This is a genomic window from Paracoccus sp. (in: a-proteobacteria), from assembly GCF_039808215.1.
Lineage (GTDB): Bacteria > Pseudomonadota > Alphaproteobacteria > Rhodobacterales > Rhodobacteraceae > Paracoccus.
In genome coordinates this window covers 82,196-97,855 of record NZ_JBDHSP010000002.1, presented here as the reverse complement: position 1 = coordinate 97,855, position 15,660 = coordinate 82,196, and the positions used below count along the sequence as shown (strand labels likewise).

Below are 15,660 nucleotides of genomic sequence, written 5' to 3'. Positions count from 1 at the left end.
CGGGCCGCGTCTGCGGCGGCCTAGATCTTGCCGACGAAAACCTCCAGCGCCTCGGCCTGCGCGCGGTCCAGATGCAGCCCCAGCCGCGTGCGCCGCCACAGGATGTCCTCGGCGTTGCGGGCATATTCGTTGCGGATCAGCCAGTTCACCTCGGCCTCGTGAAGCCCGCCGCCAAAGTCGCGGCCAAGGTCGGCCAGGCTTGCGGCGCCGTCCAGCAGCAGGAAGGCCTCGGTGCCATAGGTGCGCACCAGCCGCCGCGTCAGCCGCGTCGGCAGGAACGGGAATGCCGCCGCCAGCCGCGCCACCAGATCCTCGACCCCGTCCACCGGGAAATCGCCGCCGGGCAGCGCCACGCGCGCGGTCCAGGGTCCGCCCGCCAGCGGGAATGTCGGCGCAAGCTTGGCCAGCGCCGCCTCGGCCAGACGGCGATAGGTGGTGATCTTGCCGCCAAAGACATTCAGCAGCGGCGCCCCATCGTCATGCAGGCTGAGCACATAGTCGCGCGTCGCCGCGGTCGCCGATTTCGCGCCGTCATTGTAAAGCGGTCGCACCCCGGAATAGGTCCAGACCACCTGCTCGGGCGTCACGGCCCGGGCGAAATACTGGCTGGCGAAGGCGCAGAGATAATCGCGTTCCTGATCGGTGCAGCGCGCCTCGCCCGGGGCGCCCTGATGGTCCATGTCGGTGGTACCGATCAGGGTGAAATCCTGTTCATAGGGGATGGCGAAGATGATGCGCCCGTCCGTGCCCTGGAAGAAATAGCAGCGGTCGTGATCGTAAAGCTGCGGCACCACGATATGGCTGCCGCGCACCAGCCGCACCCCCTCGGTCGAGGGGATATGGGCGATGTTGCGGATCACGTCCTCGACCCAGGGGCCGCCGGCATTGACCAGCGCCCGCGCCTGGTGGATGCGGGCGCCCTCGGGCCCCTCGGTGGTGATCTGCCACAGATCGCCCACGCGTTCGGCATGGGTGGCGCGGGTGCGGGTCAGGATCGAGGCGCCGCGCGCCGCCGCGTCGCGCGCGTTCAACACCACCAGCCGCGAATCCTGCACCCAGCAGTCGGAATATTCCCAGCCAAGGCGAAAGCCCGGCTTCAGCGGCGCCGCCAGCGGGTCGCTGGCCAGGTTCAGCCGCCGCGTGCCCGGCAGGATCTTGCGCCCGCCCAGGTTGTCGTAAAGAAACAGCCCCAGCCGGATCAGCCAGGCCGGGCGGCGGCCGCGCATCCAGGGCATGGCCATGCCCAGCAGCCGCGAGGTCGGCGTGTCGGACTCAAAGCGCATGTCGGGCGAATAGGGCAGCACGAAGCGCATGGGCCAGCTGATGTGGGGCATGGCGGTCAAGAGCGTCTCGCGTTCCTCGAGCGCCTCGCGCACCAGGCGGAACTCGAAGAATTCCAGATAGCGCAACCCGCCGTGAAACAGCTTGGTCGAGGCCGAGGAGGTGGCCTGCGCCAGATCGCCCATCTCGGCCAGGGTCACCGTCAGCCCGCGCCCCGCGGCGTCGCGCGCGATGCCGCAGCCGTTGATGCCGCCGCCGATGATGAACAGGTCAACTGCTGGCTGTGCCTGTGACGCCACCTTGCCGTCCCCCTTCGCCCGCGCCGGTTTGCCGGGTCAAACGTGCAACGGCTTGCTTCATCCGGTCAAGATGAATTTTCGTTTATGATCGTTTTTGCCCAAAACGAATGCAGATGCGCGGCAGTGCAGCGCCGCCGCCGGGTTGGTGCCGCGGCTGCAGCATGGCGTGACAACCCCGGCGCGCAAGATGCCGGGGAATTGCACTTGCCGGTCTTGGTCTTGCCGCGAAAATCTGGCAAAGGGGCCGCAGCGCAGCAAAGAGGGCCAAGCCGATGAGCAGCCAGACCGACACCACGACCCGGGAACCGGCGGCGACGCTGACCCATCTTCAGCGGCTCGAGGCGGAAAGCATCCAGATCATGCGCGAGGTGGTGGCCTCGGCCGACAACCCGGTGATGCTGTATTCGGTGGGCAAGGATTCGGCCTGCATGCTGCATCTGGCGAAAAAGGCCTTCTTCCCGGCGCCGCCGCCGTTTCCGCTGCTGCATGTCGACACCACCTGGAAGTTCCGCGCCATGTACGAGCTGCGCGACCGCGCCGCCAGCGCCGCCGGCATGGAACTGATCGTGCATCACAATCCCGAGGCCGTCGCCCAGGGCATCAACCCCTTCGACCACGGCAGCCTGCATACCGACATGTGGAAGACCGACGGGCTCAAGCAGGCGCTGACGGAATTCGGCTTTGATGTGGCCTTTGGCGGCGCGCGGCGCGACGAGGAGAAATCCCGCGCCAAGGAGCGCATCTTCTCCTTCCGCTCGGCCAACCATCGCTGGGATCCCAAGAACCAGCGCCCGGAACTGTGGAACCTCTACAATACCCGCAAGGCCCGAGGGGAATCGATCCGGGTGTTTCCGCTGTCGAACTGGACGGAACTGGACATCTGGCAATACATCCATCTGGAAAACATCGACATCGTGCCGCTGTATTTCAGCGCCCCGCGCCCGGTGGTGGAACGCGACGGGCTGCTGATCATGGTCGATGACGCGCGGTTCCGCCTGCGCGAGGGCGAGGTGCCGGTGATACGCTCGGTGCGCTTCCGCACCCTGGGCTGCTATCCGCTGACCGGCGCCGTCGAATCCGAGGCCCGCACCCTGCCCGAGGTCATCCAGGAGATGCTGCTGACCACCACATCCGAACGCCAGGGCCGCGCCATCGACCACGACCAGTCCGCCTCGATGGAAAAGAAGAAGCAAGAGGGGTATTTCTGAGATGACCGCCGAGATGCAAGACCCCGCCTATGTCGCCGACGCGCTGATCGCCGAGGACATCGACGCCTATCTGCTGAAACACCAGCACAAGACCATGCTGCGCTTCATCACCTGCGGCTCGGTCGATGACGGCAAGTCCACGCTGATCGGCCGGCTGCTTTACGACAGCAAGATGATCTTCGAGGATCAGATGGCCAGCCTGGAAAGCGATTCCAAGGTGGTGGGCACCCAGGCGGGCGAGATCGACTTTGCCCTGCTGGTCGATGGGCTGGCGGCCGAGCGCGAACAGGGCATCACCATCGACGTGGCCTACCGCTTTTTCGCCACCGACAAGCGCAAGTTCATCGTCGCCGACACCCCTGGGCACGAACAATATACCCGCAACATGGTCACTGGCGCCTCGACCGCCGATCTGGCAGTGATCCTGATCGACGCGCGCCAGGGCGTGCTGACGCAGACGCGCCGCCACAGCTATCTGGTGCAGCTGCTGGGCATCCGCAACGTGGTGCTGGCGGTGAACAAGATGGACCTGGTCGATTACTCGGCCGAGCGCTTCTACGAGATTGTCAGCGACTATTCGCATTTCGCCCGCCAGATCGGCATGGAAAGCTTCCTGCCGATCCCGATCTCGGGGCTCAGGGGCGACAATATCGTGACGAAAAGCGCCGCCATGCCCTGGTATCAGGGCCCGACGCTGCTGCACCATCTTGAGGAGGCGCCGCTGGCCGAGGCCCGGCTGCAGGACCAGCCGCTGCGCATGGCGGTGCAATGGGTGAACCGGCCGAACCTGGATTTCCGCGGCTTCACCGGCCGCATCGGCGCCGGGCAGGTGGCGCCGGGCGACGCGATCCGGGTGCTGCCCTCGGGCAAGACCACGACGGTGAAATCCATCCCCACCTTCGACGGCAATCTTGCGCGCGCCGTCGCCGGCCAGTCGGTGACGCTGACCTTTGCCGACGAGATCGACTGCTCGCGCGGGGATGTGATCGTGCAGGCCGATGCGCCCTGCGAGGTCGCCGACCAGTTCGAGGCCACGCTGGTCTGGATGACTGACGCCGAGATGCTGCCCGGCCGCCCCTATCTGCTGAAGATCGGCACCCAGACCGTGACCGCGACCGTGACCGAGCCGAAATACGAGGTGAACGTCAACACCCTGGAACATCTGGCCAGCAAGACCCTGGGGCTGAACGCCATCGGCGTGGTCAATATCTCGACCGACCGGGCGATTCCCTTCGAGGCCTATGCGCAGAACCCCGATCTGGGCGGCTTCATCCTGATCGACCGCATGAGCAATGCTACCGTGGCCGCCGGCATGATCCATTTCGCCCTGCGCCGCAGCCAGAACATCCACTGGCAGGCGCTGGACATCAACCGCGAGGCGCATGCGGCGCAGAAGAACCAGAAGCCCTGCGTGGTCTGGTTCACCGGGCTGTCCGGCTCGGGCAAGTCGACCATCGCCAATATCGTCGAGAAAAAGCTGCACGCGCTTGGCAAGCACACCTTCCTGCTGGACGGCGACAACATCCGCCACGGGCTGAACCGCGACCTGGGCTTTACCGATGCCGACCGGGTGGAAAACATCCGCCGCGTCGGCGAGGTGGCGCGGCTGATGACCGATGCCGGGCTGATCGTGCTGACCGCCTTCATCTCGCCCTTCCGCGCCGAGCGGCAGATGGTGCGCGAACTGATGGCGCCGGGCGAATTCGTCGAGGTCTTTGTCGACACCCCGCTCGAGGTGGCCGAGGCCCGCGACGTGAAGGGCCTCTACCGAAAGGCGCGCGCCGGCCAGCTGAAGAATTTCACCGGAATCGACAGCCCCTATGAACAGCCCGAGAAGGCCGAGCTGGTGGTCAATACCGTGGCGCAGACGCCCGAGGACGCGGCCGAGCGCATCGTGCACCACCTGCTGACGCAGCTGGGCTGAGGCAAGGGCCATCCCCGCGATCGCGGGGATGGCCGCCCTTGCCGCGGGCGGGGCTCACTTCGCCAGTTCGCGGATGATCGTGTCGAGGATGATGCCGGTGCCGGTCTGGCCGCTGCCATAGCCAAGCCCCGGCTGCGTGCCGTAACCGCCCGTGCCATAGCCGTAATTGCCCGCGCCAAAGCCGGAATTGGCCAGCCGCGCCCGGCGCTCGCGCGCCTGGGCCGCGTGTTCGCCGCGCGGCCAGTTCTGCAGATAGGTGGTATAGGACTGATAGCTGTCGATCTCGCGCGCGCGGGCCCAGGCGCGATCCTCACGCGCGTCGGCGCTGTCGTCGCGATAGCCGCCAAGCTCGGCCAGGCGGTTGCGGGCGGCGCGGGCATAGATGCCGTTCGGATAGGCGTTCAGATAAGCGCGCAGGTTACGCTCGCCGCCATGGGCGCCGGTGCGCTGCCAATAGGCGCGGTCCTGCGCCTCGCGCGAGGGGGCGGCGGCATTGGCCTGGTCGCGCAGGACATTCAGCTGCGACGAGGTCAGATAGCCGGTCACCGCATAGCCGTTGCTTTGCTGCCAGCCGCGGATGGCCGAGCGCGTGCGCGGGCCGAAGGCGCCATCCGCGCCGCCGGTGGCATAGCCAAGCGCCTGCAGGCGGCGCTGGATGACGATGCGGGTATTGCGCGACAGGTTCATGCGGCTTTCCGCGATCTGCGCCGGCGAGGCCTGCTGGCGCGGCGCCGCCACCTGGGGCAGCGGCCGCGGCTGCTGGATCTCGGGGGCGGGCGCAGGGGCGGGGATCGTGGTCGTCTCGGCCAGGCGCAGGTCTGTCAGCCGCTTCTGCGCTGCATCGGCGAATTCTCCGGCCGGATGGCGGCGCAGGTAATCGGTATAGGCGGCAATCGAATCCGCGGCCGCGGCATCGGCCCAGAGGTCGCGGTCGCTTTTGGCGCTGCCCCCCAGTGCCTCAAGCCGCGTGGTCGCGGCCGCGGCATAGGCCCCGGCCGGAAAGCGCTGCAGATAGGCGCTGTAGGCCTCGGCGCTGTCCCTGGCGGCCGCATCGGCCCAGAGATCGCGGTCGGCGTCGGGCGTCGCATCCGGCGCAGCCCCCTGCCCGGTGACGGTCACCGTCCCGGGCCCGGGCATGACCACAAGCCCCGCGTCGCCCCCTGCCGCCATGACCAGCGCCCGGTCCGCCGCCAGCACGTCGCCGACCGCGGTGCCGGGGCGCAGCAGCGCCGAGGCCGCGGCCGTGGTCGCCTGCGCCGGGCCCGAGATCACCGTGACGCCCGCCGGCGGCGCCAGCTGGCCCAGCCCGTCCTCAAGCCCGCCGGCATGCTCCATGCCCTTGCCGTCCGAACCCAGCAGCAGCACCGCGCCCGGGCTTGCCCCCCTGAGCAGATCCATCAGCGTCGACAGCGCCACGCCCTGCGATCCAGCGCCGACCAGGTCCGGCTTTGCCGCATCGGTGCCCATGAACCAGCTGTCGCTGCCGCCATGCAGGAAGCGGCCGTTCAGCAGCACGACGCGCGCCCCCGGCGACGGGTCCGGGCGCAGCAGGTCGGCCAGCGCCGTGCGCAGATCGCCGCTGGCCAGGTCCGCGCCGGCGACGGTGCGGAATCCGGCGGCCTTCATCGCCTCCGAGGCCGGGGCGGCATCGGCGCCCTCCAGCGCCGGGGCATTGCGGTAGTTCTGGTTCGACACCACCACGCCGCGGTTCTCGGCCGCGGCCGGGCCGGCGGCAAGCAGGGCGGCAAGGATCAGGGACAGGTGACGCATGGCTGGACCTCTTGCGGGCGCGCGGGCGGCTTGGCCCCGCGCGAAAAATGAACCAGCCGTAACTAGCCCCGGGGCGGCAGGCCCACAAGCGGCGGACCCGGGCGGGCGGGCTCAAGCTTTCGGCATCGGCGCATCCCCGCCGATCCGCCCCTGTGCGCGCGCATGAAAGACAAAGCCCAGAAAGTTCAGCAGCACCTGCGCGGCGAGGATGGCGGTGCTGCCGGAATGGTCATAGTCCGGCGCCACCTCGACCAGGTCCATGCCCACGACCTGATGGCGCTCTGCCAGGGCCTGCAGCATTTCCAGCACCTCGTAATACAGAAAGCCGCCGTGGCTGGGCGTGCCGGTGCCCGGCGCGATCGAGGGGCAGAAACCGTCGATGTCCAGCGTCACATAGACCCGCGCCCCCGCCGGGATGCGCGCGATCACGCCATGCGGCCCCAGCGCCCGCGCCTGCCGCACCGACAGGATGTCCGCACCCATGGCGCGCGCCGCCTCATAGCCGTCGCGCGTGGTCGAGCTGACATTGCGGATGCCGACCTGCGTTAGCCCGGTGACAAAGGGCTTTTCCGCCGCGCGCCGCATCGGGCTGCCATGGCCGTGGCGCACGCCGTGGCGTTCGTCGACGAAATCCAGATGCGCGTCGATCTGCAGGATGTGGATCGGGCCGCGGCCCGCATAGGCCTCGATGCAGGGGATATTGACCGAGTGATCGCCGCCGATCACCACCGGCAGCGCGCCGGCGTCCAGGATCGCCGCCACGCCCGCGCGGATATTGGCATGGCTGGCCTGGGTGTCGGTATGGATGATGTCGGCATCGCCGAGATCGACGATGCGCACCTCGGGCGGCAGATAGGTGCAATCGTCCTCATGGTCATAGGCGCCGGCATGACCGAAGCTGAACAGCGTCGAGGCCTCGCGCACCGCCCGCGGCCCGAACCGCGCCCCGGCGCGGAACTGCGTGCCGAAATCGAAGGGCGCGCCCAGGATGGCGACATCGGCATCCAGCCGCGACCAGTCCTCGACATAGGGGCGCTTGCCGAAAGTGGCGATGCCCACGAAGGGCAGGTTCAGGCGGGGTCTGGCGGCGTCTGGCATGGTGCGTCCCTTGCAATGGCGTTCGCCGACATTATGCAGGTGCCTCGGCCGTGGCAAACAGCCGATCATCGAGCCTTGCCTTGCGGATCGGGAAACTGTCCATGCGCGTCAGCGACCACAGCCTGCCGGTGCATTGCGCCATCCGCCACTTTTGCCTGCCCCCGCCCGGGGTGCGCCTGACGCTGGCCGACATTGCCGCGCATGCGATCATCCTGCGACCCTGTCTGCAGCATGCAAACGGCGCAGCCCTAGCGCCGCCCCATCCGCCGCGCCATGTCCAGCATGCGGCAGGAAAAGCCCCATTCGTTGTCATACCAGCCAAAGACCCGCAGCAGCCCGCCCGCGACCGAGGTCTCGCGCCCCGAGATCACGATGGATTCGGGCCGCGCGCGCAGGTCGCAGGACACCAGCGGCTTGTCGGTCCAGCCGATGATCGGCGAGGCATCCGCGGCGGCCCGCAGCACCGCATTCGCCTGCAAGGCATCCGCCGGCCGCGCGGTGGCGATGGTCAGGTCGATGCAGGACACGCTGGCCGTGGGCACGCGGATGGCGCGCGCCGCGACCCGGCCCGCCAGATGCGGCAGCACCGTGCCGATCAGCCGCCCGGCGCTGGTCGAGGTCGGCACCATGGAAAGCGCCGCCGCGCGCGAACGCGCCGGATCGCCGCGCGGCTTGTCCACCGTCGGCTGGCTGCCGGTATAGCAATGCACCGTGGTCATCTGCCCCGAGACCACGCCGAACCCCTCATCCAGCACGCGCAGCAGCGGCGCCAGGGCGTTGGTGGTGCAGGAGGCGTTCGAGACGATGCGCTGGCCGGCCAGATCGCCCTCGTTCGCGCCGATGACCACGGTCACGTCGGCCTCGTCCGAGGGACCCGAGACCAGCACCGACCCCGCCCCGGCCTGCAGGCCGCGCTCGACCATGGCGCGCGGTCCGGTCATGCCGGTGCATTCCAGCACGATGTCGACGCCCGACAGGTCCAGCGCCCGCATGTCGGGGGCGGAGTGAAAGGGGATGGCGCGACCATCGACGACCAGCGCGCCCGCGCGGCTCTCGACATTTCCGGGCCAGCGGCCGAAGACGCTGTCATATTCAAAGAGATAGGCGCAGCTTTCCAGCGGCTCGATGTCGTTGATCAGCACCAGCTCCAGGTCGTCATGCCCGCCTTGCGCAAGAATGCGCAGGATGGTGCGGCCGATGCGTCCGAAGCCGTTGATGGCCAGCCTGATCCTTCGTTCCGTCATCTGCGCCGCTCCTTCGGGGTCCGGGCAGAGGTGCGCCCGCAAACCGCCCTGTTGTCGGTCAGCGCGCCATCCGAGGCAAGTCCGATTCGCGCCGTCACAGCGCGCGATATTCGATCATGCGCGCCCGCGACAGCGCCAGTTCCAGCCGACCCTCGCCCAGCATGTGCAGGCAGATGCGCCGCAGCCAGGGCCCGTCGCTCAGCGTGAACAGAAAGCGGCCCGCCCCCAGCGGGCGCAGCGGCATGGCGCGGCGCGTCGGGCCTGCGCCCAGCACCACCGCCCCGTTCCGGATTTCCAGCAGCGCGCCGAACTCCTCGCACAGCCAGCGCCCTTCCAGTGCCGCCGGCAGCGGTTCGGGGCGGGCGGGAACATAGCGCATCGGCACATGCCCGACCTCGCCCACGACATCGGCGCCCTGCATGGCAAGCCGCAGCGACGAGGTAGGCGAGCTGCTGTCCACCCCGCCTTCGGCCAGGGGATAGACCGCGACCTCATCATCCAGACGCGAGACCGAGGCCGGCAGCACCTCGATCCAGTCCGCGCCCTGCGGCGCGACGTAAAGCCCGGGGACAAGGTCCGATCCGGCCTCGGGCAGCGTCTCGCCCAGAAGCGCCGCCATCACCCGTGAAGCGATCTCGGCGCTGTTCACGTCATCGCGGTTGGCCAGCACCGCGCAGCCGGTGCGCGTCGCGGGGTCCAGCAGCAGATAGGCCTTGAAGCCGGGTTGCGAGCCGCCGTGCCCGACCAGTTCGCGACCCCCGATCCAGTGCCGGCGCATCCCCAGCCCGTAGCCGGTGGCCCGGCCGTCGGCCAGATGCCGCGTCGCACTGAGCGCCGCCAGCCGCCCGGCAAAGCTGCCCTCGCCCCGCAAAAGCGCCCGGCCCCATTCCGCCAGGGCCCGCGCGCTGGCGGTCAGGCTGCCCGCTGCGGACAGGTGCATCCCCTGCAGGCCCAGCTTCCAGCCATTGCCGTCATGCCAATAGCCGTCGCAAAGACCGGGGACGGGATCGGTCCACATCTCGGCGGCGGCCATGGGCAGGCCGCGGGCCTCGCGCAGCTCGCGGCGCAGGAAGTCGTCGAACAGCAGCCCGTGGGCGCGCATCGCTTCCTCGACCAGACGGTAGCCGCCGTTCGAATAATGCACCTCGGTGCCGGGGGCGTAGTTCAGCCGCTCCATGCCGGCATGGAAGGCCAGAAGGTCAGGGGCAGTGGTCTGGGTAAAGATCGAATGCCCGATCAGGGTCAGGCATTCGCGGGTGTCGGGCACACCGCCACTCATGTCCAGCGCCCGGCCCACCGTCACCGCGGCCGTCCTGGGCGCCAGCTGCGGCAGGTGCCGGCCCAGCGGGTCGTCAAGGCCGATGACCTGCGGATGGGCCAGCACGAAACTGGCAAAGACATGCTTCGTGACCGAGGCGCAGCGCATGATGCTGTCGATGTCGATGGGCGTGCCGGTGGCGAGGCTCTCAACCCCGCCGGAGGCATGGGCGCGGAACCCCTGCTCGTCGAACAGGATGACCGAGCCACCCGGCCCGTCCGCGGCCCAATCCACCATTTCCGCCAGCACCTTGCCGGCCTCCGCCCAGTCCAGCATGTCCATCCCTCAGACCTCTTCCAGCGCCAGCATCAGATCGCGCAGGTCTTTCGTATGCGGGTGCTTCACGCGGCCCTCGCGCAGGTCGGGCACGGAAAGCTCCTCGACCACCTGGCCGTTCTGCATCACCGCCAGCCGGTCGCAGAGATGCGCGATCACCGCCAGGTTGTGGCTGACCATCACATAGGTCAGGCCGCGGCTGTCGCGCAGATCGGCCAGCAGGTTCAGCACCTCGGCCTGAACCGAGACATCCAGCGCCGAGGTGGGCTCGTCCAGCAGCAGCACTTTCGGTTCCGCGATCAGCGCCCGCGCAATTGCGACGCGCTGGCGCTGTCCGCCCGAAAGCTGATGCGGAAAGCGGAAACGCGCGGCGCGCGGCAGCGCCACATCCGCCAGCACCCTGTTGATGCGCCCGTCGATGTCTCCGATGCCATGCACCAGCAGGATCTCGGACAGGATGCGGTCGATGGTCTGGCGCGGGTGCAGCGAACCGAAAGGGTCCTGAAACACCATCTGCACCTGGCGGAAGAATTCCTTCGGCCGGCGGTGCGCAGCGTCCGCGCCGTCAAAGCGCATCGTGCCCGACCAGTGTTCGTTCAAGCCCGCCAGCGCACGCAGCACCGTGGACTTGCCGGAACCGGATTCGCCCACCATGCCATAGCTTTCGCCGGGGCGGACATCAAAGCTGACGCCCTTGACCACCTCATTGCCAGAAAACGCGATGCGGAGATCACGCAATTCGATCATCTTGGCGCTCACCTTGTGGCCTCCTGCATCCATGCCTCGTCGCGCACCAGCACCGGCAGACGCCCGCGCGGATGGATCAGCGAGGGCATGCAGTTCAAAAGCCCCTGCGTATAGGGGTGACGGGCGCGGCGCAGCTCGGACGCCGCCATCTCCTCCATCACCTGCCCCATATACATGACCGAAACCCGGTCGCAGAAATGCGACACCAGCGGCAGGTCATGGCTGATCAGGATCAGGCCCATGCCGCGGCTTTCCACCAGATCGTCGATCAGGCGCAGGATCTCGGCCTGAACCGAGGCATCCAAGGCCGAGGTCGGCTCATCCGCGATCAAGAGCTCGGGGTCAGGCGCCAGCATCATCGCGATCATCGCGCGCTGGCCCATGCCGCCCGAGATCTCATGCGGGTAGCTGTCAAAGACCTTTTCCGGGTCGCGGATTTTCACCTGTTCCAGCAGGTCCAGCGTGGCCGCGCGCGCCTCGGCGCGAGAGCCCTTTTTATGCTGCGACCAGGCCTCGCCGATCTGCTTGCCGATCGTTTTCACCGGGTTCAGCGAATATTTCGGGTCCTGCAGGATAAAACCCACGCGCTTGCCGCGAATGCCGCGCATGTCCCTTTCGCTGGCTTTCAGGATGTCGATGCCGTCGAGCGTCATCCGGTCGGCGCTGATCTGCGCCTGCCTGGGCAACAGCTTCATCAGCGCCCGCGCGGTCAGCGACTTGCCCGAACCGGATTCGCCGACGATGCCCAGCTTTTCGCGACCCATGGAGAGCGAGATGCCGCGCACCGCCTCGAAGCGCCGGCCGTGGTTGTCGAAGGCGATGCGGAGGTTCCTGATTTCGACCTGCATGGCGCCACCTCAGCTCTGCTTGGGGTCGAGAACGTCGCGCAGACCGTCCCCGAGAAAGTTGAACGCCAGCGACACCAGCAGAATCGCCATGGCCGGGGCCACCGCCACCCACCACTGCTGCAGCATGTATTGCTTGGCGGTGGCAATCATCGCCCCCCATTCGGGGCTGGGCGGTTGCGCGCCCATGCCCAGAAAGCCAAGGCTTGCGGCGGTGATGATGATCGAGGACATGTCGAGCGTCACCCGCACGATCAGCGAGGGCACGCACATCGGCGAGATGTGGCGCGCGACGATGCGCATCTTCGAGGCCCCGGTCAACCGGCAGGCGGCGATGAAGTCGGAGTTCCGGACCGTCAGGGTCTCGGCCCGGGCGATGCGGGCATAGCTGGGCCAGGCGGTCAGCGCGATGGCGATGATCGCGCCCTGCACGCCGGGACCGATGGCGGCCACGAAGGCCAGCGCCAGGATCAGCCGCGGAAAGGCCAGGAACACGTCGGTGATGCGCATCAGGAGCCGGTCCACCCAGCCGCCGAAATAGCCCGCGACGGTGCCCACCGCCAGGCCGATCGGCGCCACCAGCACCACGACGGCGATGACCATCCCCAGCGTCACCCGCCCGCCGTAAAGCACTCGCGACAGGATGTCCCGGCCCAGCTCATCCGTGCCGAACCAATGCGCACCCGAGGGGCGGCCAAGCCGGTTCTCGAGATTCTGCAGCGCCGGGTCATAGGGCGCGACCATGGGCGCGACCAGCGCCATGATCACGAAAAACAGGATGATCGCCAGTCCGAACATCGCCAGCGGATTGCCGCGCAGGGCCAGCCAGATGCGATAGCGCCGGCCCCAGGCCGCCTGCCCGCGCGAATGGGGGCTGTCGTCCAGCGCCCAGGTTCTGAAATTGCTCAGCACTTGCAACGGTCCTTATCTGACACGCGGATCGAAGACGCGGTAAAGCACATCCGCCAGCAGGTTCAGCCCGACATAGATCACCCCGATCAACAGTGTCGCCCCCACCACCGGGTTCATGTCGGCATTCATCAGCGAGACGGTCAGGTATTGCCCCAGCCCCGGCCAGGCAAAGACGGTCTCGGTGACCACGGCGCCCTCCAGCAGGCCCGCATAGGTCAGCGCGATCACCGTCACCAACTGCACCGCCACCGTCGGAAAGGCATGGCCCATGACCACTCGCCAGGCCGAAAGCCCCTTGGCGCGGGCGGCGACGATGAATTCACCCTTCAGCGCGTCCAGCATGAAGGCGCGCGTCATGCGGGTGATATAGGCCATGGAAAAATAGCTCAGAGTCAGCACCGGCAGGACCAGATGCGCCAGCGCGTCGCGGAAGGCGCCCGTGTCCCCGGCCAGCAGGCTGTCCACGGTCAGGAACCCCGTGACCACCGGGAACATGTCCTGATAGATGATGTCCTGCCGCCCCGGCCCCGGCGCGATTCCCAGCCCGGCATAGAAGATGATCAGCCCCAGCAGCGCCAGAACGAAGACCGGCACGGAATGCCCAGCCAGGCAGATGACGCGGATGATCTGGTCGGTCAGCGTGCCCTGCCGCACCGCCGACCAGATGCCCATGGGCACGCCAAGCAGCACCGCGATCAGCAGCGCGAATGTCGCCAGTTCGGCCGTGGCGGGAAAGTAATGCGCGATGTCGGTGGTGACCGGGTTCCTGGTCAGCACCGACTTGCCCAGATCGCCCTGCAGCAGCTGCGACAGGTAATGGCCGAACTGCACCACCAGCGGCTGGTCGAGCCGCATCTGCTCGCGCATCTGCTGCACCACCGCCTCGGGGGCGTTGTCGCCCACCGCCGCGATCACCGGATCGACCGGCATGACCCGGCCGATCATGAAGGTGATCACCGCCAGCCCGAACAGCGTCGCAAGGACGCTGCCGAGCAGGGTGAGAAGACTTGCGAGGCGCTTGCTCACGATTTCGAGGTCCAGGCGTAGCTGTGGCTCGAGGGCAGCACGCCCAGACGGATACCGTTCACGTTGGGCCGCGCGGCGGCGGTGGTCGAGCCCTGCATCATGATGACGAAGGGGCTGTTGTGCATGAACTTTTCCTGCAACTCGACATACATGCGGATGCGCGTGGCCGGGTCCTTTTCGTCGCGCGCGGCGATGGCCATGGCCATCAGCTCCTCGTCCTGGAAATGCGAGCGCCAGGCGAAGGGCTTGGTGGTGGCGTTGTCCGAGTTGTCCTTGTTGATGCAGAACACCTCGGCGTTGGAATTGGGGTCGAAATAATCCGTGCCCCAGGCCGAGAGCGCGATTTCATGTTCGCGCGCGCGCATCTTGGTCAGCACCTGGCGGTTCTCGGCCGAGATCAGGTTCACCTTCACGCCGATCTCGGCCAGGTTGGCCTGGATGGTCTGGGCGATGTCGGGATAGGGCTGGGCCGAGTAATGATCCATGTTGATCTCGAACCCGTCGGCCAGGCCCGCCTCGGCCAGAAGCGCCTTGGCCTTGGCGCTGTCCTTCCTGAACGGGGTGTCGGTCACGGCGCTCGGCAGGCCGTTGGGGATGATCGCCTGATGCACGACATGGGTCATCGGCAGGATGTTCTTCTGGATGCCCTCATAGTCGATGGCCCATTTGAAGGCTTCCCAGACCTTGGGGTTCTGCAGCTTTTCCTGCGACTGGTTCAGCGACATCAACATCAGGGATGCGGTGTCCTTGCGGTTCAGCACAATGTCGGCATTGCCCTGCAGGGTACGCAGCTGTTCCGAAGTCAGGTTGCGCGCCACATCGACATCGCCGTTTTGCAGCATCAGCAGCTGCGCCGACGGATCGGCGATATGACGCAGGATCACCCGCTTGAGGTTGCCCTCATAGTCGCTGTTCGGGTTGACCTGCATCGAGACCGAATCGCTCGGGCGCCAGACCTGCAGCACGAAGGCGCCGGAGCCGGCCGAGTTCTTCTGCAGCCAGGCATTTCCCCAGTCGCCCTCGACGGCATTCGCTTCGACCACCGCCTTCTCGACCACCGCGCCGACGTTGGCCGACAGGCAGTAAAGCAGGAAGCTGACCGAGGTCGGCGCTGTGGTCTCCAGAACCAGCGTGGTCGCATCGGTGGCGCGGATCAGACCGGCGACGTTCTCGGCGGTCCAGCCGAACTGGCTGATGATGAAGGCCGGCGACTTGTTCATCGCGATGCAGCGCTGCAGCGACCAGGCGCAGTCCTCGGCGGTCAGATCGCCGCCCGAGGCGAATTTCAGCCCCGGCTTGATCTTGAAGGTGAATGTCTTGCCATCTTCGCTGGCGCTCCAGCTGTCCGCCACCTGCGGCTCGACCTTCTCGGGGTCCTCGAAGCTGGGCGTCACCAGCTGCTGATACATGTTGCCGCAGATTTCCGAGCCGACGGCCTCGAAGCTTTCATGCGGATCGAGGCTGGTCATGTTGTCCAGCTGCTGCGCCACCACAAGGATGTCCGCCGGCGTCGCCGCCAGCACCGGGCCAAGCGACAGATAGGACAGCGTCGGGAAAGCCGCCGAGATGGCAAGGAAATGGCGTCTGGAAAGCATGGATGATCCCCCTGGTTCATGGCCTGCGGCGGCGAATCCTCCTTCGCCGCGGCATCGGTCCGCAGGCTGCGAACGGCGCCGCAACCAACTGCGACCAATTACCACGCCGCCGATGCC

The 15,660-nt window shown here is 67.5% G+C and carries 12 protein-coding genes; 2 read left to right on the top strand and 10 right to left on the bottom strand.

Going from position 1 to position 15,660, the window contains the following annotated elements; translation table 11 throughout:
- Positions 1-20: 20 nt before the first annotated feature.
- Positions 21-1,580 (bottom strand): glycerol-3-phosphate dehydrogenase, encoded by a 1,560-nt coding sequence (gene glpD, locus WMK75_RS01355; RefSeq protein WP_347265856.1) that lies wholly within the window; start codon positions 1,578-1,580, stop codon positions 21-23.
- 272 nt (positions 1,581-1,852) lie between these two features.
- Between glpD and cysD the strand changes: the two genes are divergently transcribed.
- Positions 1,853-2,788: a sulfate adenylyltransferase subunit CysD gene (gene cysD / locus WMK75_RS01350; protein ID WP_347265855.1), complete on the top strand. Its 936-nt coding sequence runs from the start codon at positions 1,853-1,855 to the stop codon at positions 2,786-2,788.
- 1 nt (position 2,789) lies between these two features.
- Positions 2,790-4,712 carry a sulfate adenylyltransferase subunit CysN gene (gene cysN / locus WMK75_RS01345; protein ID WP_347265854.1) on the top strand — a complete coding sequence of 641 codons (1,923 nt, stop codon included), beginning with the start codon at positions 2,790-2,792 and terminating at the stop codon, positions 4,710-4,712.
- 54 nt (positions 4,713-4,766) lie between these two features.
- Here cysN and WMK75_RS01340 read toward each other — a convergent pair whose 3' ends face one another.
- The 9 genes from WMK75_RS01340 to WMK75_RS01300 all read right to left on the bottom strand — a co-directional run bounded on the left by WMK75_RS01340 (position 4,767) and on the right by WMK75_RS01300 (position 15,543).
- Complete coding sequence (locus WMK75_RS01340) at positions 4,767-6,482, bottom strand: peptidoglycan-binding domain-containing protein (RefSeq protein WP_347265853.1); 1,716 nt, start codon at positions 6,480-6,482, stop codon at positions 4,767-4,769.
- 111 nt (positions 6,483-6,593) lie between these two features.
- Entirely contained in the window at positions 6,594-7,580 is a 987-nt protein-coding gene (gene speB / locus WMK75_RS01335; RefSeq protein ID WP_347265852.1) for an agmatinase, read from the bottom strand.
- A 248-nt stretch (positions 7,581-7,828) separates the two neighbouring features.
- Complete coding sequence (locus WMK75_RS01330) at positions 7,829-8,824, bottom strand: type I glyceraldehyde-3-phosphate dehydrogenase (protein WP_347265851.1); 996 nt, start codon at positions 8,822-8,824, stop codon at positions 7,829-7,831.
- A gap of 94 nt (positions 8,825-8,918) precedes the next feature.
- The gene (locus tag WMK75_RS01325; RefSeq protein ID WP_347265850.1) at positions 8,919-10,418 is read right to left on the bottom strand and encodes a serine hydrolase domain-containing protein; all 1,500 of its coding nucleotides are present in this window, start codon (positions 10,416-10,418) and stop codon (positions 8,919-8,921) included.
- Positions 10,419-10,427: 9 nt separating this feature from the next.
- Entirely contained in the window at positions 10,428-11,165 is a 738-nt protein-coding gene (locus WMK75_RS01320; protein ID WP_347265934.1) for an ABC transporter ATP-binding protein, read from the bottom strand.
- Positions 11,166-11,173: 8 nt separating this feature from the next.
- The gene (locus tag WMK75_RS01315; RefSeq protein WP_347265849.1) at positions 11,174-12,013 is read right to left on the bottom strand and encodes an ABC transporter ATP-binding protein; all 840 of its coding nucleotides are present in this window, start codon (positions 12,011-12,013) and stop codon (positions 11,174-11,176) included.
- A gap of 9 nt (positions 12,014-12,022) precedes the next feature.
- Complete coding sequence (gene nikC / locus WMK75_RS01310) at positions 12,023-12,922, bottom strand: nickel transporter permease (protein ID WP_347265848.1); 900 nt, start codon at positions 12,920-12,922, stop codon at positions 12,023-12,025.
- A 12-nt stretch (positions 12,923-12,934) separates the two neighbouring features.
- Positions 12,935-13,948 carry an ABC transporter permease gene (locus tag WMK75_RS01305; protein WP_347265847.1) on the bottom strand — a complete coding sequence of 338 codons (1,014 nt, stop codon included), beginning with the start codon at positions 13,946-13,948 and terminating at the stop codon, positions 12,935-12,937.
- Entirely contained in the window at positions 13,945-15,543 is a 1,599-nt protein-coding gene (locus WMK75_RS01300) for an ABC transporter substrate-binding protein (RefSeq protein WP_347265846.1), read from the bottom strand. Before WMK75_RS01300 ends, WMK75_RS01305 begins: the two co-directional genes overlap by 4 nt.
- Between the last annotated feature and the right edge of the window lie 117 nt (positions 15,544-15,660).

Coding starts and splice junctions, on each gene's coding strand:
- cysD (WP_347265855.1), top strand. CDS start 1,853: ATGAGCAGCCAGACCGACACCACGACCCGGGAACCGGCGGCGACGCTG.
- cysN (WP_347265854.1), top strand. CDS start 2,790: ATGACCGCCGAGATGCAAGACCCCGCCTATGTCGCCGACGCGCTGATC.
- WMK75_RS01340 (WP_347265853.1), bottom strand. CDS start 6,482: ATGCGTCACCTGTCCCTGATCCTTGCCGCCCTGCTTGCCGCCGGCCCG.
- speB (WP_347265852.1), bottom strand. CDS start 7,580: ATGCCAGACGCCGCCAGACCCCGCCTGAACCTGCCCTTCGTGGGCATC.
- WMK75_RS01330 (WP_347265851.1), bottom strand. CDS start 8,824: ATGACGGAACGAAGGATCAGGCTGGCCATCAACGGCTTCGGACGCATC.
- WMK75_RS01325 (WP_347265850.1), bottom strand. CDS start 10,418: ATGCTGGACTGGGCGGAGGCCGGCAAGGTGCTGGCGGAAATGGTGGAT.
- WMK75_RS01320 (WP_347265934.1), bottom strand. CDS start 11,165: ATGATCGAATTGCGTGATCTCCGCATCGCGTTTTCTGGCAATGAGGTG.
- WMK75_RS01315 (WP_347265849.1), bottom strand. CDS start 12,013: ATGCAGGTCGAAATCAGGAACCTCCGCATCGCCTTCGACAACCACGGC.
- WMK75_RS01300 (WP_347265846.1), bottom strand. CDS start 15,543: ATGCTTTCCAGACGCCATTTCCTTGCCATCTCGGCGGCTTTCCCGACG.